At 71.6% G+C, this 26107-nt stretch carries 26 protein-coding genes; 18 read left to right on the forward strand and 8 right to left on the reverse strand.

What is annotated here, in order from left to right; all coding sequences use genetic code 11:
* The first annotated feature begins 49 nt into the window (after positions 1–49).
* Genes FH610_RS09145 through FH610_RS09155 form a run of 3 tightly spaced genes read left to right on the forward strand, consistent with a single transcriptional unit; the run spans position 50 to position 1454 of the window.
* On the forward strand, positions 50–718 hold the full coding sequence (locus FH610_RS09145) for an MBL fold metallo-hydrolase (RefSeq protein ID WP_240808852.1): 669 nt from the start codon (positions 50–52) through the stop codon (positions 716–718).
* Positions 719–771: 53 nt separating this feature from the next.
* A complete protein-coding gene (locus FH610_RS09150; RefSeq protein WP_139573857.1) occupies positions 772–1038 on the forward strand; it encodes an AbrB/MazE/SpoVT family DNA-binding domain-containing protein in 267 nt (88 codons plus the stop codon).
* The gene (locus tag FH610_RS09155; RefSeq protein WP_139573858.1) at positions 1035–1454 is read left to right on the forward strand and encodes a type II toxin-antitoxin system VapC family toxin; all 420 of its coding nucleotides are present in this window, start codon (positions 1035–1037) and stop codon (positions 1452–1454) included. The genes FH610_RS09150 and FH610_RS09155 overlap by 4 nt, the downstream gene beginning before the upstream one ends.
* A 15-nt stretch (positions 1455–1469) precedes the next feature.
* Here FH610_RS09155 and FH610_RS09160 read toward each other — a convergent pair whose 3' ends face one another.
* Entirely contained in the window at positions 1470–2705 is a 1236-nt protein-coding gene (locus FH610_RS09160) for an MFS transporter (protein WP_240808853.1), read from the reverse strand.
* Between the two features lie 97 nt (positions 2706–2802).
* Positions 2803–3210: a winged helix-turn-helix transcriptional regulator gene (locus FH610_RS09165; protein ID WP_276607643.1), complete on the reverse strand. Its 408-nt coding sequence runs from the start codon at positions 3208–3210 to the stop codon at positions 2803–2805.
* Positions 3211–3320: 110 nt separating this feature from the next.
* On the opposite strand from FH610_RS09165, the gene FH610_RS09170 reads away from it, so the two are divergent.
* Positions 3321–4103, forward strand: a complete 783-nt coding sequence (locus tag FH610_RS09170) for an SDR family NAD(P)-dependent oxidoreductase (protein ID WP_139573860.1) — start codon at positions 3321–3323, stop codon at positions 4101–4103.
* Between the two features lie 169 nt (positions 4104–4272).
* Here the strand turns inward: FH610_RS09170 and FH610_RS09175 are convergent, their stop codons facing one another.
* On the reverse strand, positions 4273–6516 hold the full coding sequence (locus tag FH610_RS09175; RefSeq protein WP_139573861.1) for an MMPL family transporter: 2244 nt from the start codon (positions 6514–6516) through the stop codon (positions 4273–4275).
* A 159-nt stretch (positions 6517–6675) separates the two neighbouring features.
* Here FH610_RS09175 and FH610_RS09180 point away from each other — a divergent pair, with 159 nt between their 5' ends.
* The 3 genes from FH610_RS09180 to FH610_RS09190 all read left to right on the forward strand — a co-directional run bounded on the left by FH610_RS09180 (position 6676) and on the right by FH610_RS09190 (position 9987).
* Positions 6676–7164: an NUDIX domain-containing protein gene (locus FH610_RS09180; protein ID WP_139573862.1), complete on the forward strand. Its 489-nt coding sequence runs from the start codon at positions 6676–6678 to the stop codon at positions 7162–7164.
* Between the two features lie 73 nt (positions 7165–7237).
* Positions 7238–7462, forward strand: a complete 225-nt coding sequence (locus FH610_RS09185; RefSeq protein ID WP_139573863.1) for a DUF342 domain-containing protein — start codon at positions 7238–7240, stop codon at positions 7460–7462.
* A gap of 119 nt (positions 7463–7581) precedes the next feature.
* Entirely contained in the window at positions 7582–9987 is a 2406-nt protein-coding gene (locus tag FH610_RS09190; protein WP_139573864.1) for an ATP-binding protein, read from the forward strand.
* Here the strand turns inward: FH610_RS09190 and FH610_RS09195 are convergent.
* From FH610_RS09195 to FH610_RS09205, 3 genes are all read right to left on the reverse strand, one after another.
* A complete protein-coding gene (locus FH610_RS09195; protein ID WP_139573865.1) occupies positions 9950–10498 on the reverse strand; it encodes an ATP-binding protein in 549 nt (182 codons plus the stop codon). The two genes, FH610_RS09190 and FH610_RS09195, sit on opposite strands and share 38 nt — an antisense overlap.
* Positions 10495–10686 (reverse strand): DUF5999 family protein, encoded by a 192-nt coding sequence (locus tag FH610_RS09200; protein WP_139573866.1) that lies wholly within the window; start codon positions 10684–10686, stop codon positions 10495–10497. Before FH610_RS09200 ends, FH610_RS09195 begins: the two co-directional genes overlap by 4 nt.
* Before the next feature lie 165 nt (positions 10687–10851).
* Positions 10852–11955, reverse strand: a complete 1104-nt coding sequence (locus FH610_RS09205) for an FAD-dependent monooxygenase (RefSeq protein WP_139573867.1) — start codon at positions 11953–11955, stop codon at positions 10852–10854.
* Between the two features lie 137 nt (positions 11956–12092).
* Between FH610_RS09205 and FH610_RS09210 the strand changes: the two genes are divergently transcribed.
* Positions 12093–13106 (forward strand): GntR family transcriptional regulator, encoded by a 1014-nt coding sequence (locus tag FH610_RS09210; protein ID WP_139574122.1) that lies wholly within the window; start codon positions 12093–12095, stop codon positions 13104–13106.
* 217 nt (positions 13107–13323) lie between these two features.
* Positions 13324–13785, forward strand: coding sequence for a PPOX class F420-dependent oxidoreductase (locus FH610_RS09215; protein WP_139573868.1), 462 nt, complete (start codon positions 13324–13326; stop codon positions 13783–13785).
* Between the two features lie 21 nt (positions 13786–13806).
* Here the strand turns inward: FH610_RS09215 and FH610_RS09220 are convergent, their stop codons facing one another.
* Entirely contained in the window at positions 13807–14634 is an 828-nt protein-coding gene (locus FH610_RS09220; protein WP_240808854.1) for an AraC family transcriptional regulator, read from the reverse strand.
* A gap of 74 nt (positions 14635–14708) precedes the next feature.
* Here FH610_RS09220 and FH610_RS09225 point away from each other — a divergent pair, with 74 nt between their 5' ends.
* Positions 14709–15119, forward strand: coding sequence for a DUF2000 domain-containing protein (locus FH610_RS09225; protein WP_139573869.1), 411 nt, complete (start codon positions 14709–14711; stop codon positions 15117–15119).
* Here FH610_RS09225 and FH610_RS09230 read toward each other — a convergent pair.
* Positions 15094–15756, reverse strand: a complete 663-nt coding sequence (locus tag FH610_RS09230; RefSeq protein ID WP_139573870.1) for a GNAT family N-acetyltransferase — start codon at positions 15754–15756, stop codon at positions 15094–15096. The genes FH610_RS09225 and FH610_RS09230 overlap by 26 nt on opposite strands.
* A gap of 143 nt (positions 15757–15899) precedes the next feature.
* Here FH610_RS09230 and FH610_RS09235 point away from each other — a divergent pair, with 143 nt between their 5' ends.
* The 8 genes from FH610_RS09235 to FH610_RS09270 all read left to right on the forward strand — a co-directional run bounded on the left by FH610_RS09235 (position 15900) and on the right by FH610_RS09270 (position 26102).
* On the forward strand, positions 15900–16760 hold the full coding sequence (locus tag FH610_RS09235; protein ID WP_139573871.1) for a GNAT family N-acetyltransferase: 861 nt from the start codon (positions 15900–15902) through the stop codon (positions 16758–16760).
* 171 nt (positions 16761–16931) lie between these two features.
* The gene (locus FH610_RS09240) at positions 16932–18569 is read left to right on the forward strand and encodes a class I adenylate-forming enzyme family protein (RefSeq protein ID WP_139573872.1); all 1638 of its coding nucleotides are present in this window, start codon (positions 16932–16934) and stop codon (positions 18567–18569) included.
* Positions 18570–18634: 65 nt separating this feature from the next.
* Positions 18635–20203, forward strand: coding sequence for an NAD(P)-binding domain-containing protein (locus FH610_RS09245; RefSeq protein WP_240808855.1), 1569 nt, complete (start codon positions 18635–18637; stop codon positions 20201–20203).
* The gene (locus FH610_RS09250; protein WP_205825641.1) at positions 20200–21252 is read left to right on the forward strand and encodes an alpha-hydroxy acid oxidase; all 1053 of its coding nucleotides are present in this window, start codon (positions 20200–20202) and stop codon (positions 21250–21252) included. Before FH610_RS09245 ends, FH610_RS09250 begins: the two co-directional genes overlap by 4 nt.
* A complete protein-coding gene (locus tag FH610_RS09255; RefSeq protein ID WP_139573873.1) occupies positions 21246–22589 on the forward strand; it encodes a cytochrome P450 in 1344 nt (447 codons plus the stop codon). Before FH610_RS09250 ends, FH610_RS09255 begins: the two co-directional genes overlap by 7 nt.
* 46 nt (positions 22590–22635) lie before the next feature.
* Positions 22636–23994: a cation:proton antiporter domain-containing protein gene (locus tag FH610_RS09260; RefSeq protein WP_139573874.1), complete on the forward strand. Its 1359-nt coding sequence runs from the start codon at positions 22636–22638 to the stop codon at positions 23992–23994.
* 102 nt (positions 23995–24096) lie between these two features.
* Positions 24097–24786 carry a response regulator transcription factor gene (locus tag FH610_RS09265; protein WP_205825642.1) on the forward strand — a complete coding sequence of 230 codons (690 nt, stop codon included), beginning with the start codon at positions 24097–24099 and terminating at the stop codon, positions 24784–24786.
* Positions 24783–26102 (forward strand): sensor histidine kinase, encoded by a 1320-nt coding sequence (locus tag FH610_RS09270; RefSeq protein ID WP_139573875.1) that lies wholly within the window; start codon positions 24783–24785, stop codon positions 26100–26102. The genes FH610_RS09265 and FH610_RS09270 overlap by 4 nt, the downstream gene beginning before the upstream one ends.
* Positions 26103–26107 lie beyond the last annotated feature (5 nt).

Raw genomic sequence — 26107 nt, forward strand, 5'->3', positions numbered from 1 at the left:
AATCGTGGCCGGTGTCGAGATCATCCCACTTTGCGATGCCGTGGGTCCCATGAAGGAACCGGTGCGCAAACCGCTGCCCGAGATGTTCGCCGGTGCGGCGTTCGAGCCCGGCGAGGAGTGGGTGCTGCACTTCCACTGCTTCCTGGTGCGGGCGGCGGGCCGTACGGTCCTGGTGGACGCCGGGATCGGCGGCGCCGACTCGCCCGCGACCTGGGCGCCCCTGCCCGGCCGCCTCATCGGGGAACTGGCCGCCGCCGGGGCCGCTCCGGCCGACGTGGACGTCGTGGTGCTGACCCACCTGCACAGCGACCACATGGGCGGCGCGGTCGTGGACGGCGCTCCCGCCTTCCCGAACGCCCGCCATCTCGTGCAGCGCGCGGAGGTCGAGTGGGCCGCCGACCCGGTGCGCGAACTGATCCTCGACCCCCTGCGGGACCTGCTCGACGTCATCGACGGGGACGTGGAACCCGTGCCCGGCGTCCGGGTGGTGCACGCGCCCGGCCACACGCCCGGCCACCAGATCGTCGAGGCGGGGGACGTCATCATGAGCGGCGACGCCCTGCACCACCCCGTCCAGCTGGCCGATCCGACGATCCGCTACGTGTACGACGAGGACCCCGGCCTCGCCGTACGGACGCGCAAGGACATCCTCGCCCGGGCCGCCGTCCTCGCCCCCGCCCACTTCCCCGACCCCTTCGTGGAACTTCTGCGTATTTGATGTCTCCTCGAATTCGCTTGTGCACAGAGAGTGATGGTGTTTAGCCTTTACTCATGGTGGCAACGGTAAAGCTCATGGAGGACGCGAACCCGTCGGCCCGGAGGGGGCCTGCGCGCATCTCTCGTAAGAACCAGATCACCCTTCCGGTCTCCCTCCTGCGCAAGCTGGGTCTCGGGCCAGGGGACGCGGTCGACATCGCGGACGAGGACGACCACATCGTGATTCGCCGTCATCGCAGTCGTTTCAAGGGTGTGATAGGAACCATCCCGGGCTTCACGGATGCGGTGGACGTGGAGAACAGCAGGGACAGCTGGCAATGACCGGCCGACCCTTGGTGTTGCTGGACACGAACATCGTGAGCGGGTTACTGGATCCTGGGGACGCCTTGCACACGGACGCGGGCGAGGCCGCTGAAGCGTGGGAGGCCCGGGGAGCCTTGTTCGCCATCTCCCTGATCACCTGGAGCGAATGCCGGGTAGGTGCGATCCGGAGGGGCCCCGCAGCGGAGATGGCGCTGCACAGGTTCCGGGAAGCGGGTCTTGACGATGTTCTGTTGCCCTCTGAGGCCACCGCCGAGGCTGCCGCTCAGATCCGGGCAGGAGACCTCTCGGTACGCGTTCCCGATGCTCTGATCCTCGCCACAGCTCACGAGAGCGGAGCCACGGCGCTTCTCACCGCCGACAGGAAGCTCGCCAAGATTTCGCCGGGTCTGGTCGAACTCATACGGCCTTCGTAGCCTCGGCAGCTTCCGTCAGGCGGGGGCCGGAACGGGGGCGGGGGCGGGGTGAAGGGTGGCGCGGCGGCGGGCGCGGGCACGGTAGCGGATCACCTGTACGGCCCCGAGCAGCCAGATCGGATACTGCACGGCGAACGCCCAGCGGAAGTCGTCCTGCAGGTCCATGACGACCCCGACGAGCGCGATCAGGGACATCGAGGCGGCGAAGCCGCCGCCGTTGACGATGCCGGTGGCCACGCCGATGCGCTCGGCCGGGTTGAACGTGCGGGCGTAGTCGAAGCCGACCATCGAGCCGGGACCGTTCGTGGCGAGGGCCAGCATGAGCAGCCCGAGCGTCCACAGCGGGGCGGGACCGGGCCACAGGAGCACGAGCGTCCAGGCGCCGGCCGTGGCGCCGATGACCGTGAGCACCATCCACGAACGGCGCAGCGGGAAGCGCCCGGCGAGGTGGCCGAGCAGCGGCCCGCAGCCCATCGCGAGCAGCGTCAGCGCGGTCAGCAGCACGCCGGCCGTACGCGGGGACAGGCCCTGGCCCCGCACCAGGAAGGGGTAGCCCCACAGGATCGTGAAGGCCGCCGACGAACACTGCGTGGCGGCGTGCGTCCACATCCCGAGGCGGGTGCCCGGCTCCGCCCAGGCCGCCCGCACGCCGAGCGCCGCGGGCGCGCGTTCCGGCCGCCGGTCGCGCAGGAAGAGGCCGACGGCGGCCAGGGCCACCACCCCCAGGCCCCCCGCCCACACAAAGGTCGGGGTCCAGCCGTAGGCGTGCAGCGAGGTGATCAGCGGCACGGCCGACACGACCGCGCCGAACTGGCCGAGGATGCCGGTGAGCTGGACGATCAGCGGGTTGCGGCGGGGTGGGAACCAGACGTTGACCACCCGGATCACGCTGATGAACGTCATCGCGTCGCCGCAGCCGACCAGCACCCTCCCGGCGACGGCCGCCCCCAGGCCGGTGGCGACGGCGAACAGAAGCTGGCCGAGGGCCATGACCGCCGCGCCGATGAGCAGCATGCGCTTCGAACCGAGGCGGTCGACCAGGACGCCGACGGGGATCTGCATGGCCGCGTAGACGAGCAGCTGCAGCATTGCGAGGGTGGACAGCGCCGCCGACCCGACCCCGAACCTCGCCGCCGCGTCGATCCCTGTCACGCCGAGCGACTGGCGGTGGAAGACCGCGACCATGTACGCGAGCACACCGGCGGTCCAGTAGATCAGGGGTTTGCGACTGTTCTCACCCGTATGCCCCACGTAGATGCATTTTACCGTTATGTGCTTCTTGCCCCTTGCGTGGCCCCCGCCACCCATGTGCCGGAAAGACGTGGGGTGACGATCGCCGCGACCTGCATCACAAACTCGAAATCGCCTGACCTGCAGGATTCGCGCTGTGGTCATAGCGCTGCTGGGCCGCGATGACCTCCGGGGTGTGCGCCGAAATCCAGCGGACCAGTTGGGCGAACGGGCGGGACAGGCCTTGGCCCAGCTCGGTCAGCTCATAGCTGACCTGCGGCGGGGTGGTCGGCTCCACGGTGCGCGCCACCAGCCCATCGCGAACCAGGATCCGCAGTTTGGCGGAGAGCATCTTCTCGCTGATGCCCTCGATGCGCCGGCGCAACTCGAAAAAGCGCATCGGCCCAGGCGCCAGGGCGGCCAGGATCAGCGGCACCCACCGTCCGGTGACATGTTCCATCACCTCCCGCCCGGGACAGTCGCTGTGAAACGTGTCACTGATCCACCGGGCGTCGCTCTCATCCACGTGCCCACCTACTGCTGTCTCTGGGGCTTACCTCGCGGTACGTACTTACAAATAGTAAGCTCACAACCTAATGTCTCCCAAGTCTTCGTACGGTGAGTCAGGAGAGACAGATGAACAGCAAGCAGGTGGCGCTTGTCAGCGGGGCCAGCCGGGGAATCGGGGCCGCGACCGCGCACGAGTTGGGCCGGCTCGGCTACCACGTGATCGTCAACTATCTGCGCGACGCCGAGTCCGCGGAGCTGGTGGTCGAGCAGATCGGCGCCGCGCAGGCGATCCAGGCCGACGTGACTGACGAGGCCCAGGTCACCGCGCTGGTGGACCGGGTGGTCGGCGAGCACGGGCGGATCGACGTGCTGGTGGGCAACGCCCACACCGCGGCGCCGCCCTTCGGCCCTCTGGAACATGTGCCGTGGGAGGCGTTCACGGCCAAGGTGAGCAGTGAGCTGGCTGGCGTCTACCACCTGACCCGGCGGGTGTTGCCGGTCATGCGCCAACGGCGGTCCGGCCGGATCGTCTACGTCTCCGCCACTGCCGCCGAACTGATCATCGGCAGCGCCGCCCATTCCACCGCCAAGGCCGCCGTGAACGCCTTCGCCCTGCAGGTCGCCGGCGAGGCCATAGCCGACGGCATCACCGTCAACGCCGTCGCCCCTGGCGCGGTCGGTACCGATGCCACCGCTGAAAAGTTCACCGATGGCATCCGACGCCACTTCGGCGACCGATCGGTGACCGGCACGATGCTGCGGCCGCAGGATCTGGCTCGCCCGATCGCCGCGCTCGTGGACGGCGCCTTCACCACGGTCACCGGCCAGGTGATCCGCGTCGACGGCGGATACCCGCTGCTGAGCCAGTTGCTGGACGGCCTGCCGGCCCAGTTCCCCGCGGCTTCGTGAGCCTCGGAACAGGGAGTGCGGCTCAAGCCCCAGGGTGACAAGCCGACCAGGTCACGCAGCTCGGGGATGCGCTGATGAGGCGGGCGTACTCGCCTCATCTCCGCCGGCCCGACCGGAACGGCGCCGGTGTCATGAACACCGGCGCCGTTCCGGCGCACGGGCCGGGGTGTCAGACGAGGACGGGGACCCGCTCTTCGGGGGCCTCCTCGGGCTCGTCGTCGCCGTGGGACAACCGTGGCAGCCAGTCGAGCCAGCGCGGCAGATACCAGTTCCAGTCGCCGAGCAGCTTCATCGTCGCGGGCAGCAGCACCGCGCGGACGACGGTGGCGTCGATCAGCACGGCCGCCGCCAGGCCGATGCCCAGTTGCATGAACGTCAGCAGCGACAGCGTGGCGAACGTCGCGAACACCGCCACCATGATGAGCGCGGCGCTGGTCACCACGGCCGCCGTGCTCCTGATCCCGAACGACACGGCGTCCTCGGTGCTCATGCCCCTGTCGTACGCCTCCCTGATCCGGCTGAGGATGAAGACGTGGTAGTCCATCGACAGCCCGAAGAGGATCACGAACAGGAACAGCGGCAGCCAGTTGGTGATCGTCCCCGTCGAGTGGAAGCCCAGAAGGCTCTCGCCGTACCCCTTCTGGAAGACCAGCACGAGCACGCCGTACGCGGCGGCGACGGACAGCAGGTTGAGCGCGATGGCCTTGACCGCCACGACGAGTGAGCGGAACGAGACCAGCAGCAGCACGAACGCCAGCAGCAGCACGAACCCGAACACGAGCGGGATGCGGCGCATGAGCTGCTCGTTGAAGTCCATCGAGCCGGCCGTGTTGCCGGTGACGTGGGCGCCGGGCAGCGTGGCCGGGACGACCTCCTCCCGCAGGGTGTGGATCGCGTGCTCGGAGACCTCGTCCGCGCCGGTGCCCTTGATGCCGACGCTGATCTTGGCCACCGTCCTGTCCGGGTTGACGGCGACGGCGAAGGGCTCGTTGGCCTCGCCCGTGGCCAGCGCCCGCCGCCTGAAGTCCTCGATCTTCGCGGTGAACGCCGGCGTCGTCACGTCGGCCGCCTTCACCACGATCACCGCCGGTTCGTTGCCGCCGGGGAACGCCTTGTCGATCCGCTTGAACGTCTCGGCGATCTGGTAGTCGCCCTGGAGGTCGTCGATGGTCTGGGCGCCGGTCTTCAGGCCGAAGGCCGGGACGGCCAGGGCGGCGAGCAGACCGCCGGCGAGGACGACCGAGATCAGCGGGTGCCGCAGCACCGGCTTCATGATCGCGCCCCACATCCGGCTCTGGCCGCCGCGCACACCGAGGACGCGCCGCCAGGTGACCCGGCCGCCGGTGAGCACGCGCGCCGTGCCGTGGATCAGGCGGGCGTCGATCTTGTCGCCGATCAGCGAGAGCAGCGCGGGCAGCACGGTCAGCGAGCCGGCGACGGCCGTGAGCACCACGAGGATCGTGCCCTCGGCGAAGCCCATGAAGATCCCGTTGCCGGTGAGGAACATGCCCGCCATGGCCACGATGACGGTGATGCCGGAGATGAGCACGGCGCGTCCCGACGTGGCGGCCGCGATCTCGATGGACCGCTTCTTGTCGCGGCCCTTCGCCCGTTCCTCCCTCGCTCTCATGATGAAGAAGAGGCTGTAGTCCACCCCGACGGCGAGGCCGATCAGCAGCATGACGTTGCTCGTCGCCGAGTCGACGTGCAGGAGATGGCTGGTGAGGGCCAGCAGGCCGGTGGCCGCGAAGATCGCCGTCATCGCCAGCGCGACCGGGACGACCGCCGCCAGCAGCGCGCCGAACGCGGCGAGCAGGATCCCGAGCGTGATGGGCAGTGACAGCTGCTCGGCGCGGACGAAGTCCTCGTCGATCGCCTCGCCGATCAGCTTCGCCGAGCTGGCGGCGCCCGCCTCCTCCACGCGAAGGCCGGGGTGCGCCCCCTGCACCCCGGCCACCGCGTCGAGGACCGGCTGGATCCGTTCCTCCGCCGTGCCGCCGTCGCCCTTCATGTCGAACTGGACCAGCGTCGTGCGCCGGTCCTGCGTCACCGGCGAGGGCTCCTTGTCGTACGGCGTGCGCACGTGCTCGACCTGGCCGGTGGCCTCGACGGCCCTCTTGACGTCCTCGACCGCCCGGCGGAAGGCCGGGTCCGTCACCGTGAGGGTCCCCGTGCGGGACTGGACCAGCACGACCTCGCCGGCGACGTTCGCGAAGCGCGCGCCGTCGAGGATCTGCTCGGCCTGGCGCGAGTCGCCGTTCGCGGACTCGTAGCCGCGCATCTCCGCCGTGCCCACGGCGTTGCCCGCGATCGTCGCGACGGCGACGAAGGCGACCCAGACGAGCAGCGCCCACCACCGATGGCGTGCGCTCCAGCCGCCGATGGTGGCGGCGATGTTCCTGCGGCGTCCCATGACCTCCCCTTTACATCTGCTTCGACGGTAGGGAGCGATCACGGGCGGGACATCGGGCGAGCAGACCAGATCGCGCGTACTGCCCGGGGCGTACGCCCTCCTCCCCACGATCTAGGGGAGAACCCCGATTAGGCTCGGGGGCATGCGATCGGAGCTGCGATGATCCCGGCGGACACCTTCTACGCGGGGCTGTTCAAGGTGGCCGCCGCGGCGGCCGGTTTCCTCACCGACTCCTCCGGGCGGGTCCTGCTCGTCAAGCCGGGCTACCGCGACCACTGGGGCTGGCCGGGCGGCCACATCGACGAGGGCGAGTCGCCAGAGGTGGCCTGCGGCCGGGAGCTGGCCGAGGAGCTGGGCCTCACCCGGCCAGTGGGTCGCCTCCTCGTGGTCCAGTGGGTGCCGCCGCTGGACGACCGGCCGATCCCGCTGGTCCACTTCCTGTTCGACTGCGGCACGTTCGAGGACGGGACGGGCGAGGACGGGACGGGCGTGGTCCTGCAGGAGGAGGAGCTGGACGACTACGGGTTCTTCACGGCGGAGCAGGCCGCCTCCGTCATGCCGGCCTACCTGGTGGCGCGGCTCACGGCCGCACAGCGGGCCCGCGCGACCGGCGAAACCGTCTATCTCCCTGCCGCCGTCGCCGAATAGTTTCCCGTCCCCGTGGAATGGGGTGGACGAACGCGCCATGGCGAACGTGAGTGACGCAACGGGACGGTGAGGCATGGACGATCCGGAGCTCAAGAAGGAGCTCGACGAGGTGGACGCCCAGATCGAGCGCCTGCGCGAGGAGACCAAGCAGATACGCGAGGAGATCGGGCAGAGCTGGGACGCGCCCACGGACATGGCGGAGAAGGCCACCCTGCTGACCAACGTCGAGCAGCAGGAGGCGCTCATCGACGACCTGCAACTCAGGCGCGAGCAGATCCTGCGGCGGATGAAGGGCTGAGCCCGCCTCCGGGTGCCCGGTCGGGCGGGACGCCTCGACGAGGCGCGTTTGTACGCTGGTATGTGCCACGACGTGGTGGCGTACCGGACGACGGGGGCGGCGTGGACGTCATGACCGCTATGCGAACGAGAGTTGTCAGGGGGGAACCGGCCGGGCTGCCCGCGGAGGTGACCAGCTTCGTGGGGCGCCGGCACGAGCTGGCCGAGCTGAAGCGCCTGCTGGGGACCTCGCACGTGGTCACGGTCATCGGCGTGGGCGGGGTGGGGAAGACCCGCCTCGCGCTGCGGGCGGCCGAGGAGGTCCGCAGGAGCTTCCCCGGCGGTGTACGGCTGGTCGAGCTGGCCGCGCTCGAAGATCCGGACTTGCTGGCGCAGGCCGTGGCCGAGGCGCTGTCGGTCAACGAGCATTCGACCCGGGCGCCGCTCGACGCGCTGGTCGAACGCCTGCACGGCAGGCAGACCCTGATCGTGCTCGACAACTGCGAGCACGTTCTCGCCGAGTGCGCGATGCTCGTGGACACGCTGGTCCGCGCGCTTCCCGAGCTTCGGGTTCTCGCCACAAGCAGGCAGGCGCTCGGCATCGACGGCGAGCGGATCGTCGAGCTCGCGCCGCTGTCGATGCCCACCCCGGGCGGCGATTCTCCGGTGCCGCTCGCCGAGTCGGACTCGGTCCGGCTGTTCGCCGAGCGGGCCGCGTCGGTCGTCCCCGGATTCGAGGTGACGGAGGAGAACGAGCAGGCGGTGGCCGAGATCTGCCGCCGGCTCGACGGCCTTCCCCTGGCGATCGAGATGGCCGCGGTACGGCTGCGCGCCCTGTCGGTGCGGCAGGTGCTGGAGCGGCTGGACGACCGGTTCCGGCTGCTCACCGGTGGGTCGCGGGCCGCGCTGCCCCGGCAGCGTACGCTGCGCGCGCTGTTCGAGTGGAGCTACGAGCTGTGCACCGAGCAGGAGCGGCTGCTGTGGCAGCGGGTCTCGGTCTTCGCCGGCGGCCTGGACCTGGAGGCGGCCGAGCACGTGTGCGCGGGCGACGGCATCGCCCGTGAGGACGTGCTCGAACTCGTCGCGGGGCTGGTCGACAAGTCGGTCCTGCTCCGCCGCGAGTCCGAGGGCGTGGTCCGCTACTGCCTGCTCGACACGGTGCGGCAGTTCGGCCGTGAGCTGCTGGCCGCCTCCGGGGACGAGGCGACGCTGCACCGGCGGCACCGCGACTACTACCGGAAGATCACCTCACGGGCCTGGGCGGAGCTGTTCAGCGCCGCCCAGCAGTCGTGGGTGGAGCGCCTGCAGCGCGACCACGCCAACCTCCGCAAGGCCCTGGACTGGTCGCTGCGCGAGCCGGCAGAGGCCGAGACGGGCCTGGCGATGACCGCGGAACTGCTCTACCACTGGAGCGGCTACCACCTGTCGGAGGGGGCCGGCTGGTTCGACCGGAGCCTGGCCGCCGCGACGGAACCCGGCGAGGTGCGCGCCCACGCGCTGTGGGCGGGCGCCTGGATCGCCCTGCTCAGGGACGACTGCGCCACCACGCTGGCACGGCTGGAGGAGGCCACGGCGATCGCCGAGCGGCTCGGGCTACGGGTGACGCTCGGCTACATCGCGTTCCTGTCCGGCATGGCGGCCGTGTCCGGGGGCGACCTGGAGAGCGGCATGCGGCGATACGAGGAGGCGGCGGCCGCCCACCGGGCCGTCGGCAACCCCATCGGTCTCGCGCTGGCCCTCAACCGGCTCGCCCTGGCCAACGCCTTCCTCGGCCGTCCGGCCGCCCGCGATCTCGCCGAGGAGTGCGTGGCCCTGTGCGACCTGTACGGCGAGGGCTGGCACCGGGCGTACGCGCTGCTGGCGCTGGCGATCGACGCCTGGCACCGGGACGACATGCGCGCGGCCTGCGAGATCGACAACGAGAGCCTGCGCTACAACACGGCGGTGGGCGACCAGCTCGGCATGGGCATGAACCTGGAGGCCCATGCCTGGTTCGCGGCCGGGGAGCAGAAGTACGAGCGGGCCGCCCGGCTGCTCGGCATCGTACGGACCTTCTGGCCGGCCGTCGGCGCGCGGCTGGCGGAGTTCCGCTACATGAGCCGCTGTCACGACGAGTGCGAGGCGGCCACCCGAGAGGCGCTGGGTGAGGGCGCCTTCCAGGCCGAGGTGTGCCGGGGCGCGGCCCTGACGCGGGAAGAGGCGCTGGCATTCGCCCTGCTCGAACGGACGCCCGCCGCCCGCGGGCCCGCGCCGTTCGAGGGCCGGATCGCACCGCTGACGCGCAGGGAGACGGAGATCGCGCACCTTGTCGCCGAGGGACTGAGCAACAAGGACATCGCCGGCAGACTGGTCATCTCCCAGCGCACCGCGGAGGGCCACATCGAGCACATCCTCGACAAGCTCGGGTTCAAGTCGCGCGCCCAGGTCGCCGCCTGGGTGAAGGAACGGCTGAGCGAGCGCGGGGACGGCCCGGCCGCGGACGGCGCGGACGGCCCGACGGGCGGGCCGGTCAGCGAAGGGCGTAGGCCGGCAGCTCGAACCACATGATCTTGCCCTGGCGGGTCCGCTCCGCGCCCCAGCAACAGGCCAGCGAGTCCAGCAGCCGCAGTCCGCGCCCGTGCTCGTCGGCGGCGGACGGCCGGGCCATCTCGGGCATCCCGCCGTCGCAGTCCTCCACCTCGCAGCGCAGCAGGCCCTCGACGGCCGACAGCCGTATGACGAGGTCGCCGCAGCAGGTGTGGCACAGCACGTTCGTGACCAGCTCGCTCACGAGCAACTGCGTCACGTCGGACAGGTTCTCCATGCCCCAGGCGCTCAGGCGCTCGCCGACCAGCCGCCGGGCCCGCCCGACGGAGGTGGCGTCGGCGGGCAGTCGCCAGGACGCCGCCTCGACGTCGGGGTCGTCCACGAGCTGGATCGCGAGGTCGCCGACCCGCTGCCGCAGCGTCTCCCAGCGGTGCCGGACCGCGGAGTGCCGGCGCTGCGGGGCATCGGGCGCGTCGCCCCCCTGGGCGGATGACGGTGATTCGTCCCGGACGGGACAGTAAAGCAGGCTCATGCGGCACACCCCAGAGACGCGCGAGCCGGGATGCTGCGACCATCGGGCATGAGCTCACCGCTGTCGTCGAAGAGCACCACGCCGTTGCAGAGCAGTCCCCATCCCTGCTCCGGGTGGAAGGCGATCAGACAGGCCGCGTCGCGGTCGGGTGCGTCCGCCGGCGGGCACTGCGGGTAGTGCTGGCACATGATCGGTCCCCCTGAACTCTCATGCACTCTTTGAGACGTTTTCAGACTGCCTTCTCGCCTCTTGGGGTGGGGAGGGGGAAAACACCCGTATCGATACCTGTTCGAGGCATACGTACGTAGTGGGTGGTAGCCGGGTCGACGGAGGGTAAAGCGCTTCGCGGCCCCCTACCCGTCCAGGGAGATCGCGTCCTTGGCTCGATCGACCGACTCCTCGGAGGCCCCACGGCCCGGGTTTTCCGTGGCCAGCGCCTGGTTGAGCGCCACGAAGGGCCGCATCCGCCGCTCGTAGCGGGCGAAGGCGGCCTCGTGCGCGCCTTCCGCCGCCGCCAGCTCGGCGGCCAGCACGTACGCGCCCACGAGGGCGAGGCTCGTGCCCTGGCCCGACAGAGGGGAGGGGCAGTAGGCGGCGTCGCCGACGAGTGCGATCCGTCCCGACGACCACTGGTCCAGGTGGATCTGGGCCATCGAGTCGCAGTAGAAGTCGCTCGCCTCCTCCATGCCCTTCAGCAGCCTCGGCGTCTCCCCGCCCGCGCCCGCGAACGCCTCGGCCACGGCCGCCCGCAGCCGTGCGGGGTCGTGGTGGTCGAGCGGCTCGGACTGGAAGCCGAGGGTGATTCGCAGCTCGGTGTTGCCCCGGACCGGGAAGACGCCGTACCCGCGCTCCCCGTCCTGCATCCAGACCTGCCAGTCCTCCAGCCCGAGGAAGTTGTCCATGCCGAAGACGGCCAGGTAGGTCCCCAGGTGGTGGACGAACTCCCGCTCCGGCCCGAAGGCCAGCCGCCGGACCGTGGAGTGCAGTCCGTCCGCGCCCACCACGAGGTCATACCGGCGCGGCTCGGCGTGCTCGAATCGGGCCAGCACGCCCTGCTCGTCCTGCTCCAGCGCGGTGATCGAGTCGCCGAACAGGAACGTGACCTCTCCGCGCGTCCGCTCGTACAGCAGGCGGGTGAGGTCCTCGCGCAGCAGCTCGATGTCGTCGTTGTCGAGACGGCCGCTGCTGTAGGTCATCTCCTCCGAGCGCATGATCTCGTTGCCCTCGCCGTCGTACACGGACATGCCGCGGTGGCCGGTGCGCAGGCGCCGTGCCTCGTCGAGGACGCCGGTGCGGCCGGCGACCTCCAGTGCGACGCCGCGTATGTCGATCGCCTGCCCTCCGGCGCGGAGGCCGGGCGCGCGCTCCACCACGGTCGGGGCGAAGCCGTGGCGGCGCAGCCAGGAGGCGAGTGTGATCCCCGCGACACCGGCGCCGGAGACGAGCACGTTGGTCATCGAAGCTCCCTTGGGGGTGTGGATGCTGTATGCGGCGAATGTACGATGTAAGCGTGAGTCATGCAAGCTGGGATTATGGGGAGTTTTTGTACTAGTACAGATAGATTGTGTCCTAGTACAGGGAGGAGATCGACGTGATGCCGCCGTACGCGAGGATCGCCGCCGACCTCAGGCGCAGGATCACCGAGGGCGAGCTGGCGCCCGGCGACCGGGTGCCCTCGACCCGGCAGGTGGCCGCGCAGTGGGGAGTCGCGCTCGCCACCGCGACGAGGGCGCTCGCCGAGCTGCGCAGGGAAGGGCTGGTCCGGGCCGAACCCCGCGTCGGCACGGTCGTCGCGGAGCCACCCCCGGCCCTCCCGCCCCCGCCGGGAGCCGCCGCGCGGCCGGGAGATCGGGCGCGCCTCACCGCGCCGCCCTCACGCGACGCGGAGGCGGCGCGGCGGCGGCCCGGCGCGGGGGCCGAACGCGAACTGACCCGCGAGCGGGTCGTACGGGCGGCCATCGAGATCGCCGACGCCGAGGGGCTGCCGGCGCTGTCGATGCGCGGCGTGGCGGCCCGGCTCGGGGTCGCGGCCATGTCGCCGTACCGGTACGTGGGAGGCAAGGACGACCTGATCCTGCTCATGGCGGACGCGGCCTTCGGCGAGCTGGGCTATCCCGGCGATCACCCCGAGGGCTGGCGGGAACGGCTGGAGATCGCGGGCCGGACGCTGTGGGCGATCTTCCGGCGGCATCCCTGGCTGGCGCAGCTCAGCCCGCTCGGCAGGCCGCTGGCGCTGCCCGGACTGACCGTGCACGCCGACTGGGCGCTGGCCGCACTCGACGGCCTCGGCCTCGATTCCGCGACCGTGCTCGACGTCCACATCCTGCTCTACAGCCACGTGCAGGGCCTCGCGATCAACCTGGAGCGCGAGACGCAGATCGCGGCGGCGACCGGACTGTCGGAGGACCAGTGGATGGACGTCCAGGGACCGGCGCTGAGCGCCATCGCGGGCTCGGGGCGCTACCCGGCCTTCGCCAAGGTCATCGGCGAGCTGGGCGAGGACGGGTACGACTTCCGCCTCGACGACCTGTTCGAGCTCGGCATGCGGCTCCTGCTCGACGGCGTCACCTGCCTGGTTGAGCGGAGCGTGCCTCCGAACGGTGATTAAAGTGGCCGCATGAGTGAGCGTAGCGAGCGAATCAATAGGCACAGCGTCTGGCGAGGTGCTGTATTGCGCGCCTCCGGCACGACCGAACTCCGAGCCGGAGGCGAGGAGCGAGCATGAGTGAGCGTAGCGAGCGAATCAATAGGCACAGCGTCTGGCGAGGTGCTGTATTGCGCGCCTCCGGCACGACCGAACTCCGAGCCGGAGGCGAGGAGCGAGCATGAGTCCAAGGATCGCGACCGCCGAGACCGTCTCCCGTGAGCAGTTGCTCGACTTCGTCCGTGATCGCCACCGGGCGATCCTGATCACGACGAGACGCGACGGCGGCCCCCAGGCGTCCCCCGTGACGTGCGGAGTCGACGCCGAGGGCCGCATCGTCGTGTCGACGTATCCCGAACGCGCCAAGGCCCGCAACGCCCGCCGCGACCCGCGCGCGAGCGTGCTCGTGCTGTCGGACGACTTCGACGGGCCGTGGGTGCAGGTGGACGGCACCGCCGAGGTGCTCGACCTGCCGGAGGCCCTGGAGCCGCTGGTCGAGTACTACCGCTCGATCTCCGGGGAGCACCCCGACTGGGAGGAGTACCGCGCGGCCATGGTCCGCCAGGGCAAGTCGCTGGTGCGGATCACCCCGGCGTCCTGGGGGCCGGTGGCCACCGGCGGGTTCCCGCCCCGCCTGGCCTGAGGCACGTGCGCGGCGCCGGGGTCAGATCGGTATGGCCGCTCGGTAATCTCCCGGGCTTATGCCATAACAGCGGACGAACCACCGGGTGAGGTGGCTCTGGTCGGCGAACCCCGCCTCGGCCGCCGTCTCGCTCAGTGAACGGCCCTGCGCGATCAGCCGCCGGGCCGTACGCAATCGGAGCAGGCGCTGGTAGTCGCTGGGCGCCATGCCGTACACGGCACGGAACGCGCGGTAGACCGCGAACCTGCTGCGCCCGGTCACGGCGGCGAGGTCGTCGGCGGTGACCTCCGCGAGGGGGGCGTCCTGAAGGCGGCTCCGCACCCGGTCGGCGATGCGGCGGGCGTCGGCGGAGGTGGCCTCCCGCACCCGCACCGGCCGGGTGGCGGCCCGCCGGACGATCGAGGAGACGACGGCGGTCAGCAACTCATCGCGCCGGAGGGCGCCGGCGCCTGCGAGCAGGGCCGTGTGCAGCGCCCTGAGCCCGGCCGCGAGCACCGCGTCGCGTACGACGGGGTGGGGAAACAAGGGCGGTCCTGTCTCCCGGCCGGCCAGGTCGCCCAGCACGCCGGTGACCAGCTCCGGCCCGATGTGAACGATCCGGTAGGTGAATCCGAGGGCGTCGGCGGCGTGCCCGTCGTGCGGGTCGTCCGGATTGAACGCCATGACCATGCCCGTCACGCTGGTGTGCGCGGCCCCGCGGCAGGTGAACGCCTGGTTGCCCTCTTCGGTGACGCCGAAGGAGTACGTCTCGTGGCTGTGCCGGTGGTAGACGTGCCGGGCGAAGTGGGCGTGCATCGCCTCCAGCGACCGGTCCGGGGAGCGCCAGTATCGGGACCAGTCCTGTGCCACAGCACCATTGTGCGCCGATCGGCGGCGCACGAGCGTACAAGACCGCCCGTGCACGCGAGGGCAGGCTGGGGCGCATGCGTTTCGACACCAAGATCGGCATCGTGGTCCGGGAGGACCTGGCCGTGTGGCAGAAGCTGAACGTGACGGCGTTCCTGGCGAGCGCGGTCGCGGGGGGAGACCCCGAGGTGATCGGGGAGCGGTACGAGGACGGCTCGGGCACCTCCTACCTGCCGATGTTCCGCCAGCCCGTGCTCGTCTACGCCGCGGACCCCGCCGGGCTGGCCCAGGTGCGCGCCCGTGCCGTCGAACGGGGGCTCGCCGTTGCCGTTTACATCGAGGAGATGTTCAAGACCGGCGACGACGTGGACAATCGGGCCGCCGTACGGGCCGTCACGGCCGAGGAGATGCCGCTCGTCGGGCTGGCCGTGTACGGCCCCAGGAACGCCGTGGACAAGACGCTCAAGGGGCTTCCCCTGCATCCGTGATCCCGTCCGAGGCTCCGAACAGGGGCAGGCAGGGTTCGAGGCCGTGGATCTCGAACCCGTCGGGGGTGGTCCACTCGTCGCGCGACAGCCGCAGCCGCTGCTGCAGGGCGGCCTCGCCCCTGCGCTTCTCCACGGCGAGCCCGTCCTCCCGGTAGCCGAGCCGCCGGGAGATCGCCAGCGACTTCGTGTTGTCCACGAAGGCGGACGACGTCGCATACCGCGCGCCGAGGCCGGTGAAGGCGAGGTGCAGGACGGCCGCGCGCATCTCGGTGCCGATGCCTCTGCCCTGGAAGCGCCGCCCGAGCCAGGAACCGGTGGCGACCTCCCTGGTGACCGCGAAGTCGTGGGCCCGCATCTCCTGCACGCCGACCACCTGGCCCTCCCACACGGTGACGAAGGAGCAACTCCAGTCATCGGGCGACCAGGTGCCCCATTGCCGGAAGTGGATCTGGACGGTCGAGCGGGCGCGTTCGTGCGGCGGGGCGTCCGTCCACGGCTCGCCGAACGGCATCTCGCCGGGGTCGTGGACGCCCTCGGCCGCCCGGTCGGCGAGCGCGTCCAGGTCGTCCAGGCCGGGCAGGCGAAGCTCCAGCCGAGGGGTCGTCAGTCGCAGTGCCAGGAGCGGCCAGTGTCGCATGGCACGATCGTGACAAGATCCGCCGCCCGCCCGACAGTGGTTTTTCCTGGGGAAAACCGGTTTCCGCCGGATCGGGGGTGCGGCTAGCCTCGGATGCCGCCACGAGCGCCGGGGCCGTGAGCCGGCGCGGACAAGGAAGACGCATGCCCGACCCGCTCACCACGCCGGCCGCCGAGCTCCCCGTCCGACGACTCGGACCCGAGGACCTGGATCGATGCCTCGCCCTGAGCGAGGACAGGGCCTGGGGCCGGGAGGAGCGCAAGTGGCTGTTCCTCCTGGAGAACGCCGAGGTCTACGCGATCGACGCCCCTTCGGGAGAGCTGGCGGGTACGGTCACGCTGACCCGGTACGGCACGACCGTGGCGGGCATCGGCATGATGCTCGTCGCCACCCGGTATGGCGGCCGCGGGCTGGGCCGCCGGCTGATGACGCACGTGCTCGACGCGGCCGGTGACGCGACCGTCTTCCTCTGGGCCACCGAGCTCGGCCGGCCGCTGTACGAGAAGCTCGGGTTCGAGACGCTGGGCGTGACGGAGGCGCGCGTGGGGCGCCTGCGCCCCGGGGACGACCCCGTCCTGACGCGGCCGGCCGACCTCGGCGCCGATCTCGACGCCCTGCTCGCGCTCGACGGGGAGGTCTTCGGCGCCGACCGGGCCGGGCTGCTGGCGCGGCTGTTCGCCTTCGCCGAGGAGGTCAGGGTCGCCGAGGACGAGACGGGGCCGACCGGCTACGCCGTGTCGTGGCGCAGCATGAGCACCCTGTTCATCGGGCCGGTGGTCGCCGGCGACGAGGCGGCCGCCCGCGCGCTCGTCACCGACCTCGCGCGCAACGCCGACGGCCTGGTGCGGATCGAGGTCGAGCGCGCCCGGCCGAGCCTGCTGGGCTGGCTCGGGGAGCGGGGTCTGTCACAGGCGTTCTCGACGTCCTTCATGGTCCACGAAGGCAGGCCGCTCCCCGGCGACCGGACCCGCATGTACGCCCCGATGATGCTCGCGATGGGCTGAACCCCTGTCTCGCAGGGCCTCCTGACTCAGGGGTCGCTCTGATCCGGCTCTGATCCGGCTCTGATCTGTGCCGTCTACCGTCGCGACAGCCGGGGGGACACCGGCGCCCGCGCCGCAGCCGGTCGTGTCGTCGCTGCGGGGCGGGTGCCTCGCGAGACGAAGGAGCCGGACATGCACGATCCCGTCACCCGCGCCACGCACCACGAACGCACAGAGCCCTACACCGAGCCCTACACCGAGCCCCGCACCGAGCCCTCGGATTCCGACGGGCCGTCCGGGCACGCCGACGGCGGGTTCCCGCAGTTGCTGCTGGAGGCGCTGCGAGGCTCTCCCGGCACTCCCGCCTTCGAACAGGGCGGGAGGATCGTCTCCCGGGGCGAGGTGCTGGAGCTCATCGGGCGCATCGCCGTCGCGATGCGCGATGCGGGTCTCGGCCCAGGCAAGGGCGTCGCCATCCGCACGGGCCTCTCGCCGGAGGCGTTCGCCGCCCAGATGGCCGCGCACGTGCTGGGCTGCCGCGTCGTGAGCGTACGGCCCGGGTACACGCCCCGTCAGCTCGCCGATGTGCTCGGCGTGGGAGTCGACGCCGTGGTCCTCGACCGGTCGACGGCGACACCGGAACTGCTCCACGCCGCCGGGTCCGCCACGCTGCTGTCGCTGGGGCCCGCCCCCGGTTCGGCCGGGGCGGCCGACCTCCTGGCCCATCCCGGCGACGACCGCTTCCCCGCCGTCGCGGCGCGCCCGGACGACACGGCCCTGCTGACCTTCACGAGCGGCAGCACGGGCCGGCCGAAGGGCTGCGTGCTCACCTATCGGGCTCTGGCCGCGCACTGGTCCAGCCATCGCGGCTGGTCGTCGATCGCGCCCGGCTTCGAGGAGTCCTTCCACCGCTACATGCTGTTCGGCACCCTGTCCAGCCTGGTGGTGCTGGACTTCCTGGCGCCGTGCCTGCTCGGCGGCGGCACCGCGGTGATCCCCGACGAGGACGGCCGGCCGCTGTTCCCGTACGCGATCGAGCGGCACCGGATCACCGGCGCGATCGTGACCGTGCCCCGGCTGTACCAGATGCTCGACCTGCTCCGCGAGGAGCCGGTCGACCTCGGCAGCCTGCGCGCGCTGACGGTCTCCGGATCGCCCGTCGGCCCGCATCGGCTGCTGGAGGCGGCGGACCGGCTGGGCCCCGTCGTCTACGTGGCGTACGGCGCGACCGAGGCCGGCGTCATCTCCATGCTCACTCCCGGCGAGGGCCGCGACGCGCCCGCCTCGGTCGGCCGCCCGCATCCCAGCGTCGAGATCAGCGTGCGCGACGAGGAGGGCCGCCCGGTCGCCACGGGACGCAGCGGCGAGATCCACGTGCGCAGTCCCTTCCTGATGGCGGGCTACTGGGATCAGCCGGAGGAGACCCGCGACGTGCTGCGGGACGGCTGGCTGCGCACCCGCGATCTCGGGCACCTCGACGAGACCGGCCTGCTGTACCTGGCCGGCCGGACCAGGGACGTGATCATCGTGAACGCGATCGTCGTCTACGCCGGTCCCATCGAGCGGGCGCTGGCCGCCCATCCCGACGTGGCCGAGGCGTACGTGACCGGCGCGCCGGACGAGCGGACCGGGGAGGCCGTCCACGCGTTCGTCGTCCCCGCTCCGGGCCGCACCCCGGACCACGCCGCCCTGGCGGAGCTGGTACGCACCGAGCTCGGCGCGGACAGCGTCCCCCGGACGATCACGACGGTGTCCTCCGTGCCGGTCGCGCCGAGCGGCAAACCGGACAAGCGTGCCCTGGTGGAACGGCATCTGTCGTCGGCGCTCTGATCCATCTCTGAGAATCGCCCGCCAACACTGGTGAAACTTCAACCACCCCAGTGAGGGAGGCGTCAGTGCCGGACAACATCCTGGACTACCTGGTGGTCGGCGCCGGACCGGCGGGCCTGCAGATGGGTCACTTCCTGCACCGGGCGGGGCGCAGCTACCGGATTCTCGAGGCGGCGCCCGAGCCCGGGGCGTTCTTCCGGACCTTCCCCCGCCATCGGAAGCTCATCTCCATCAACAAGAAGCACACCGGATGGGACGACCCGGAGCTCAACCTCCGGATGGACTGGAACTCGCTGCTGTCGGACGACCCCCGTCTCCTGTTCACCCGCTACAGCGACCGTTACTTCCCCGCCGCCGAGGACTTCGTCCGCTACCTGGAGGACTTCGTCGCCTTTCAGGGCCTGCACGTCACGTACGACGCGCGGGTCGCCGAGGTCGCGCGCCCGGACGCCGAAGGCCCGTTCCTGGTGACCGACGAGTACGGCCGGACGTACCGGGCACGGCGGGTGATCGTCGCGACGGGGGTCTCCCGGCCCAACGTCCCGCCCATCCCCGGCATCGAGACCGCCGAGCAGTACAGCACCCACTCGACCGATCCCGCGGACTACACGGACATGCGGGTGCTCGTCATCGGCAAGGCCAACTCGGCCTTCGAGACCGCCGACAACCTCCTCGAGACGGCCGCGGTCGTCCACGTGGCCGGACCGCACTCGGTGCGCCTGGCCTGGCGGACCCACTTCGTCGGGCACCTGCGCGCGGCCAACAACAACTTCCTCGACACCTACCAGCTCAAGTTGCAGAACGCCGTGCTGGACGGCGACATCAGGCGCATCGAGCGCCGGGCCGACGGCTCCTACCTGGTGACGGTGGCCTTCGTCAGGGCCGACGAGGTGACCAAGGACATCCCGTACGACCGGGTGATCGTCTGCACCGGATTCCGGTTCGACGCCTCCGTCTTCTCGCCGGAGTGCCGTCCCGAGCTGACGATCGGGGACAGGTTCCCCGCGCTGACCCCGGCCTACGAGTCGGTCAACGTGCCCGATCTCCACTGTGCCGGGACGATCACCCAGTCGCTCGACTTCAAGCGCGGCACCAACGGGTTCATCCACGGTTTCCGCTACGGCGTGCGCGCCCTGCACCGCCTGCTGGAGAACAGGCATCACGGCGTCCCCTGGCCGGGCCGCGACCTCCCCGCCGATCCGGACGCGCTCGCGGCGGCCGTGCTCGAACGGGTCAACCGCAGCTCGGCGCTGTGGCAGCAGTTCGGGGTGCTGGCCGACATGATCGTCCCGGACGGGCGCGGCGGCATGCGCTACCTGGAGGAGCTGCCGATCGACCTGCAGGGCCCGCCGCTCGGCGACGGGGGCCACTTCGCGATCACGCTGGAGTACGGCCCGAACCACGACCAGGTCGACCCCTTCGACATCGCGGTGGGGCGGATCAGGCAGAGCGACGCGGAGCGTGCGCACGAGGGCCACTACCTCCACCCGGTCGTACGCCGCTACCGCGGCGGTGTGGTGGAGGCCGTCCACCACGTCACCGAGAACCTGGAGAACGACTGGACCTCGGAAGAGGTGCACCTGCGGCCGCTCCGGGACTTCTTCCAGCACCAGAGCCTCCCGGTCTCGGTGTGACGGCCGTGCTGCCGGCCATCCGGGACTTCGAGGCGGCGGCTCGCGACCGGCTGGACCCCGCCCACTACGACTACTTCGCCGGCGGGGCCGGCGACGAGGTCACGGTGAAGGCCAACGAGGCGGCGTTCGCCCGGCTCGCGCTGCTGCCGCGGGTCCTGCGCGGCGCGGGGAGCCCGCGGTTGGGGGTCACCCTGCTGGGCAGCCGCGCGGCGATGCCGGTGCTGGTGGCGCCGACCGCGTTCCACCGGCTCGCCGACCCGGAGGGGGAGAAGGCCACGGCCCGCGCGGCGGCCGCCGCGGAGACCATCATGATCGTGAGCATGGCCGCCACGGTCGCCGTCGAGGACGTCGCGGCCGCGGCGCCGGGCGCCACCCTGTGGTTCCAGCTCTACGTCCAGCCGGACATGGCCTTCACCGAGGCGGTCGTCCGGCGTGCCGAGAAGGCCGGCTGCGCGGCGCTGGTCGTCACCGTCGACTCCCCTGCCCGGGGACGCCGGGACCAGGACGTGCGCAACGGCTTCGAGGACCTCCCCGAGGGCATGCGCTGCGAGAACCTGCACGACGGCGACCCCGAGTCGGTGCGGCCGATCGACATGTCGCCCGCGATCTCCTGGGAGCACGTCGACCTGCTGAGGCGGATGACGCGACTGCCGATCGTGCTCAAGGGCGTCACGCATCCCGCCGACGCGCGCCTCGCCCTGGACCACGGCGTGTCGGCGCTGTACGTCTCCAACCACGGCGGACGGCAGCTCGACACCGTTCCGGCCACCGTCGATCTGCTGCCGGAGATCGTGGCCGCCGTCGGCGGGGCCGTACCGGTGCTGATGGACGGAGGGATCCGGCGCGGCACCGACGTGGTCAAGGCGATGGCGCTGGGCGCGTCCGCCGTCGCGGTCGGCCGTCCGGTGATCTGGGGCCTGGCGGCGGGCGGTGAGTGCGGCGTGGCCCGCGTGCTCGAGTTGCTGCGGGACGAGGTCGAGCACGCGCTCACCCTGTGCGGCCTCGCCTCGCCGCACGACCTGGAGCCGGGGCTGGTGCGGCGATGCTGACGGCGGTGTGGGTGGCCGCGGCCATCGTCGTGATCAGCCTGCCCCGGTGGCTCCCCGGGCGCGTCGTCGTGCTGCGCGGGTGGGTGTTCACGAGGATCAACGGCGAGGAGAGCATCGCCGTGCCGGGTGACCTGGTCGGCGTGGACCGGTTCAGGGAGGTCTACTCCCACCCGGCGGCCTCCGGCCGGAGCAAGGGCGCCGTCCTGTCCGACCTGTTCTGGTACTGGCTGTCGCCGGGGCCCGAGATGCACCAGGAGCACCTGGAGGCGGGGGACCGGTACGACGCCGTCGCCCTGGCCACCCGCCGCATCCTGTCCCAGCCGCGGGCGCGGGTGGAGGAGCTCACCCGCCGGTGCGTCGGCCGGACGCTGGAGGGCAGGCGCGGGGTGGTCCGGCTGCGCGACCTGATGATGCCGGCCTGGGCCGAGTTCTCCTACGAGCTCGTCTTCCGCGAGCCCTGCCCGCCGCACGCCCGCGACCTCATCGTCGGCAACGCGGACGACGTCGTGACCGCGCTCAAGTGCTGCGGCCTGCGGCACATGGACCGGCGCGACCGGCTGACCGCCTATCTCGTCGAGTCGCTGCCCCGGGTGGCGCACGAGCTCCCGGCGGGCCTGACGGCCCGGGAGCAGGCGCTGTATCTCCAGGGCGCCTTCTTCAACACCGCGGTCGTGCAGATGTCGGAGGCCACGGCCCATGTGCTGATGGCTCTGGCCCGGCACCCGGACGTACAGGACGGAGCGCGTGCCGGAGACGACCGCTTCCTCGACCAGGTGATCTCGGAGACGCTGCGGCTCTACCCGCTCTTCGGCATCGCCCACCGCGTCACCACGGGCGACATCCCCGTGGCCGAGGGCGTCGTCATCCCGGCCGGTTCGGTGCTGTGCTTCGACTACCCCGCCTTCCACCGCGCGGGCTTCCCCGATCCCGAGCGCTTCGATCCCGGACGCTTCGCCCCCGGGCACGCCCCGGTCAGGGAGCTCAACCACATCCCGTTCGGCATGCCGGCGAACCGGCCCTGCCCGGCGTGGCGGCTCGCGCCGCTCGCCATGCGGGTCGCGGTGCGGGAGGTCCTGCGTTCGTACGAGCTCGACTCCACCGCCGCGCACACCCGGTCGCTGCCCAACCGGGGACCGTGCCTCCTCACCCCGCTGAACGCGCGGCGCGGGCGGGGACGCCGCCTGACGCTGCTGTTCATGCGGCTCAGGGACGGCTGGGAGGACGTCTGGCGCAGTCTGGTGCAGCTCGTCCTCGGCACGTACATGGTGTGGGACGCGCGCCGGCTGCGGCTGTGCGAGCGCCACTTCTCCGGCGACGCCCGTTCCGCAAGCACGTAGACCACCGGCCGACCTCAGGTCCCGACCACGAGCGGAGGCGCAAGCCATGCCCGTTCCGGCCCTTCTCCCCGCCCTTCTCCCGACAGAGGCGTCCGCCGCCGACCCCAACCTCGAACTGGCCCTCAAAGTGCTGCCGGCCCTGGCCGTGATCCTGCTGACCGCGGCGCTGTGCGGCCGGCTGGCCACTTTGGTGATGCAGCCGCGCGTCGTCGGCGAGATGGTCGCCGGCGTCCTGCTCGGGCCGACGCTGCTCGGCGCGGTGTTCCCCGACGCCCAGGCGGCCCTGTTCCCGACCCAGGTCAGGCCGGTCCTGTACGTGCTCAGCACCCTCGGCCTGACGTTGTACATGTTCCTGGTCGGAGCCGGGATGGACCACGACGCCCGGGCGCCGGGCGAGCTGCGCAAGGCGAGCGTGCTGGCGGCGTCGGGGATCATCTCCCCGCTGGTCCTCGGCGGCGCCGCCGGGCTCGTCCTGTGGGAGCGGCTCTCCCGCCCGGACGTCGGCCGGCTGGAGTTCGCCCTGTTCCTCGGGGGAGCGCTGTCGCTGACCGCGTTCCCCATGCTCGCCAGGATCCTGTACGAGCGCGGGCTGCAGAACACCCGCGTCGGCCGGATCGCCCTGCTGGCCGCCTCCATCGACGACGCCGTGGCCTGGTGCCTGCTCGCGGCGCTGTCGGCGGTGCACCTGGGCGGCGGTCCCGGTGACACGCTGCGCACCATCGCCCTTGCGGCCGTGTTCGCGGTGGTGATGCTCGGGGTGGTGGCTCCGCTGCTGCGCCCTCTGGGCCGCCGCGTCGCGCGTACCGGGCGCCTCGGCACCGGCGCCGTGTACGTGATCGTGCTGGTGCCGCTCGCGGCCGGGTGGATCACCGACGCGATCGGCGTCTATTCGGTGTTCGGCGGCTTCGTCGCCGGGTTGGCCATGCCGCGCGAGCCGGCGTTCCGCGCCGCTCTGCACGGCCGGATGATGGATCTCGTCTCGACCCTGCTGCTGCCCGTCTTCTTCGCGTTCTCGGGGTTGAACACCCATCTCGGCGGCATCACCGGCGGTTTCGCGCTCCTGGCGTTCGCGCTGATCCTGATCCTGGCCTTCTCCGGGAAGTACTTCGGCTGCTCGCTGGCGACGCGGGCGCTGGGATTCGGCTGGCGCGAATCCTGGGCCATGGGCGCGATGATGAACGCCCGCGGACTGATGATCCTCATCTTCATCAACATCGGCCTGGCGCAGGGCATGATCACGCAGGAGCTCTTCGCGATGCTCGTCCTCGTGGCCGTGCTCACCACCGCGGCAGCCCTGCCGCTGTACAAGCTGGCGCTGCCCGAGCGCCACGAGCCGGCCGATGCGGGAAGCGCGGGGAGCGCGGCCCCGGTGGGCGCGGCGGCGGGAGAAACCGGTTTCATCTAATTTCATGTGTAAGTTCGGACATTCGCAGAATATGGGGGGAGGTTCCCGGGGGCGGCATTCCGAACTCTGGAAATTTCCCGATCGCGGTGCCACGGTTGTCCGGTGGCACGGATATCGGGGACATCCGAACCGCGCTCCTTGCGCCTGCTGCTCGTGGAGGACGACCGCGAGCTGGGAGACATGCTGGTCGAGGTGTTCGGCGACCAGGGATACACGGTCGACCTGGCGCTGGAGGGCCAGCGGGGCCTGCACCTGGCGCTGAGCCGCGGCTACGACGCGATGATCATCGATCGCGGGCTGCCCGTGGTCGACGGGCTCGATCTGTTGCGGCGGCTGCGCCGGCAGGCGGTCACCGTGCCGGTGCTGATGCTCACCGCCTTCGGCGCCCTCGCCGACCGGGTCACCGGACTCGACGCGGGCGCCGAGGACTACCTGGTCAAGCCGTTCGAGATCGACGAGCTGCTGGCCAGGGTGCGCGCCCTGCACCGCAGAAACCTGGACCAGGCCGCGCTGCTGCCGCTCGGCGCCGGCTGGCTCGACTCCGCGTCCAGCACCGTACGGCTGCCGTCCGGCGAGCAGGTGACGCTGTCCGGCCAGGAGTGCCGGCTGCTACACGCGCTGGCGGCCCGTCCCCGGCAGGTGCACACCCGCACCTCGCTGCGGCAGCGGATCTTCGACGGCGCCAGGACCGAGTCGATCGTGGACACCTACGTCTACTACCTGCGCAACAAGCTGGGGCCCGGCGTCGTCCGTACCGTGCGGGGCGTGGGGTACCGCCTGGGCGAGCTGTGACGACCAGACGGTCCTTCGACCCGGAGCGGCGCCTGCTGATCCGGACCCGCCGCCGGATCACCGCGCAGGTGGCGGCCGTGTTCTCGCTGGCGATCGCCCTCCTGGGCACGCTGGTCTACTGCGTCGTGGTCGGCGAGCAGGATGCCACCGCCCGGCGCGACCTGGCCGTGGCCGCGATGTCGGCCCCGATGGACCACCCGCCGCCCTGCGTATGGCTGTTCGAACTCCGGGCGAACACCGTGCGGAGCTCCCCGGGGGCGCCGGAGAGCCTGCCGGTGCGCGAGACGCTCGACCGGGTCGCCGCCGACGGGCGCACCCGGGTCGACGTCGCGGAGGTCGGCGGCCATACCTACCTGGTCCGTACGCAGCGGCGCGGCGACGTGCCCCTGCAGGCGGTGAGGGACATGTACTACCCCGTCACCGAGCGGCGGCGGCTGCTGCGCACGCTCTGCGCGGCCGAGGTCGCGGCCCTGCTGGCGGCGTTGCTGATCGGCCAGGTCCTCGCCCGCCGGGCGATCGCGCCGCTGGGCGAGGCCCTCGACCGGCAGCGCCGGTTCACCGCCGACGTCAGCCATGAACTGCGCAGCCCGCTGACCCGCCTGCACGTCCGCGCGCAGCTCGCCGCCCGGCGCCTGCGCCGGGACCCCGATCCTCTTGTCGTCGTGGGCGACGTCGACCGGCTGGTCACCGGCATCGGGCAGTTGGGCGAGGTGATCGAGGACCTGTTGCTGTCGACCCAGCTCAGGCAGCGCCGCCGGCCGTTCGGGCCCGCGGACCTGGCCGCGTTGGCGGAGGAGTCGGCCGACGCCGAGGCGGCCCGCGCCGGGCAGCGCGGGGTGACGATCGACCTGCGGCGAAGTCCGGGTGACCATGTGGTGTGCGGAGCGCCGTCCGCGCTGCGCCGGGTGATCTCGGCGCTCCTCGACAACGCGCTCCGCCACACCTCGGCGGGCGGCCACATCTGGGTGACCGTGTGTTCAGGTCCGGAGACGGTTCGGCTCAGTGTGCGGGACGACGGCGTGGGGCTGGACCCGCGTGACGGCGAGCGCCTGCTCGCCCGACATGTCGGCGCGCCTCACACCGGAGGTCTCGGCATCGGCCTGGCTCTCGTGAGCGAGGTGATGGACGCGCACGGCGGCACGATCGACGTGGACGGGCGGCCGGGAGCCGGAGCCACCTTCACCATCTCTCTCCCACGGGCGGCGCCGGACCCCGCTCCGCGCCTGTCCCGGATCTTCCTGCCCCAGCAGGCGCTCAGTGAGACGAACAGAACGCCTGAGGCGACCGCCTCCGGCCCCGGCGACGCCTCCCTGTAGTCCTC

The organism is Microbispora catharanthi (assembly GCF_006334915.2).
Taxonomy (GTDB): domain Bacteria; phylum Actinomycetota; class Actinomycetes; order Streptosporangiales; family Streptosporangiaceae; genus Microbispora; species Microbispora catharanthi.

Coding starts and splice junctions, on each gene's coding strand:
- FH610_RS09145 (WP_240808852.1), top strand. CDS start 50: ATGAAGGAACCGGTGCGCAAACCGCTGCCCGAGATGTTCGCCGGTGCG.
- FH610_RS09150 (WP_139573857.1), top strand. CDS start 772: ATGGTGGCAACGGTAAAGCTCATGGAGGACGCGAACCCGTCGGCCCGG.
- FH610_RS09155 (WP_139573858.1), top strand. CDS start 1,035: ATGACCGGCCGACCCTTGGTGTTGCTGGACACGAACATCGTGAGCGGG.
- FH610_RS09170 (WP_139573860.1), top strand. CDS start 3,321: ATGAACAGCAAGCAGGTGGCGCTTGTCAGCGGGGCCAGCCGGGGAATC.
- FH610_RS09175 (WP_139573861.1), bottom strand. CDS start 6,516: ATGGGACGCCGCAGGAACATCGCCGCCACCATCGGCGGCTGGAGCGCA.
- FH610_RS09180 (WP_139573862.1), top strand. CDS start 6,676: ATGATCCCGGCGGACACCTTCTACGCGGGGCTGTTCAAGGTGGCCGCC.
- FH610_RS09185 (WP_139573863.1), top strand. CDS start 7,238: ATGGACGATCCGGAGCTCAAGAAGGAGCTCGACGAGGTGGACGCCCAG.
- FH610_RS09190 (WP_139573864.1), top strand. CDS start 7,582: ATGCGAACGAGAGTTGTCAGGGGGGAACCGGCCGGGCTGCCCGCGGAG.
- FH610_RS09195 (WP_139573865.1), bottom strand. CDS start 10,498: ATGAGCCTGCTTTACTGTCCCGTCCGGGACGAATCACCGTCATCCGCC.
- FH610_RS09200 (WP_139573866.1), bottom strand. CDS start 10,686: ATGTGCCAGCACTACCCGCAGTGCCCGCCGGCGGACGCACCCGACCGC.
- FH610_RS09205 (WP_139573867.1), bottom strand. CDS start 11,955: ATGACCAACGTGCTCGTCTCCGGCGCCGGTGTCGCGGGGATCACACTC.
- FH610_RS09210 (WP_139574122.1), top strand. CDS start 12,093: ATGCCGCCGTACGCGAGGATCGCCGCCGACCTCAGGCGCAGGATCACC.
- FH610_RS09215 (WP_139573868.1), top strand. CDS start 13,324: ATGAGTCCAAGGATCGCGACCGCCGAGACCGTCTCCCGTGAGCAGTTG.
- FH610_RS09225 (WP_139573869.1), top strand. CDS start 14,709: ATGCGTTTCGACACCAAGATCGGCATCGTGGTCCGGGAGGACCTGGCC.
- FH610_RS09230 (WP_139573870.1), bottom strand. CDS start 15,756: ATGCGACACTGGCCGCTCCTGGCACTGCGACTGACGACCCCTCGGCTG.
- FH610_RS09235 (WP_139573871.1), top strand. CDS start 15,900: ATGCCCGACCCGCTCACCACGCCGGCCGCCGAGCTCCCCGTCCGACGA.
- FH610_RS09240 (WP_139573872.1), top strand. CDS start 16,932: ATGCACGATCCCGTCACCCGCGCCACGCACCACGAACGCACAGAGCCC.
- FH610_RS09255 (WP_139573873.1), top strand. CDS start 21,246: ATGCTGACGGCGGTGTGGGTGGCCGCGGCCATCGTCGTGATCAGCCTG.
- FH610_RS09260 (WP_139573874.1), top strand. CDS start 22,636: ATGCCCGTTCCGGCCCTTCTCCCCGCCCTTCTCCCGACAGAGGCGTCC.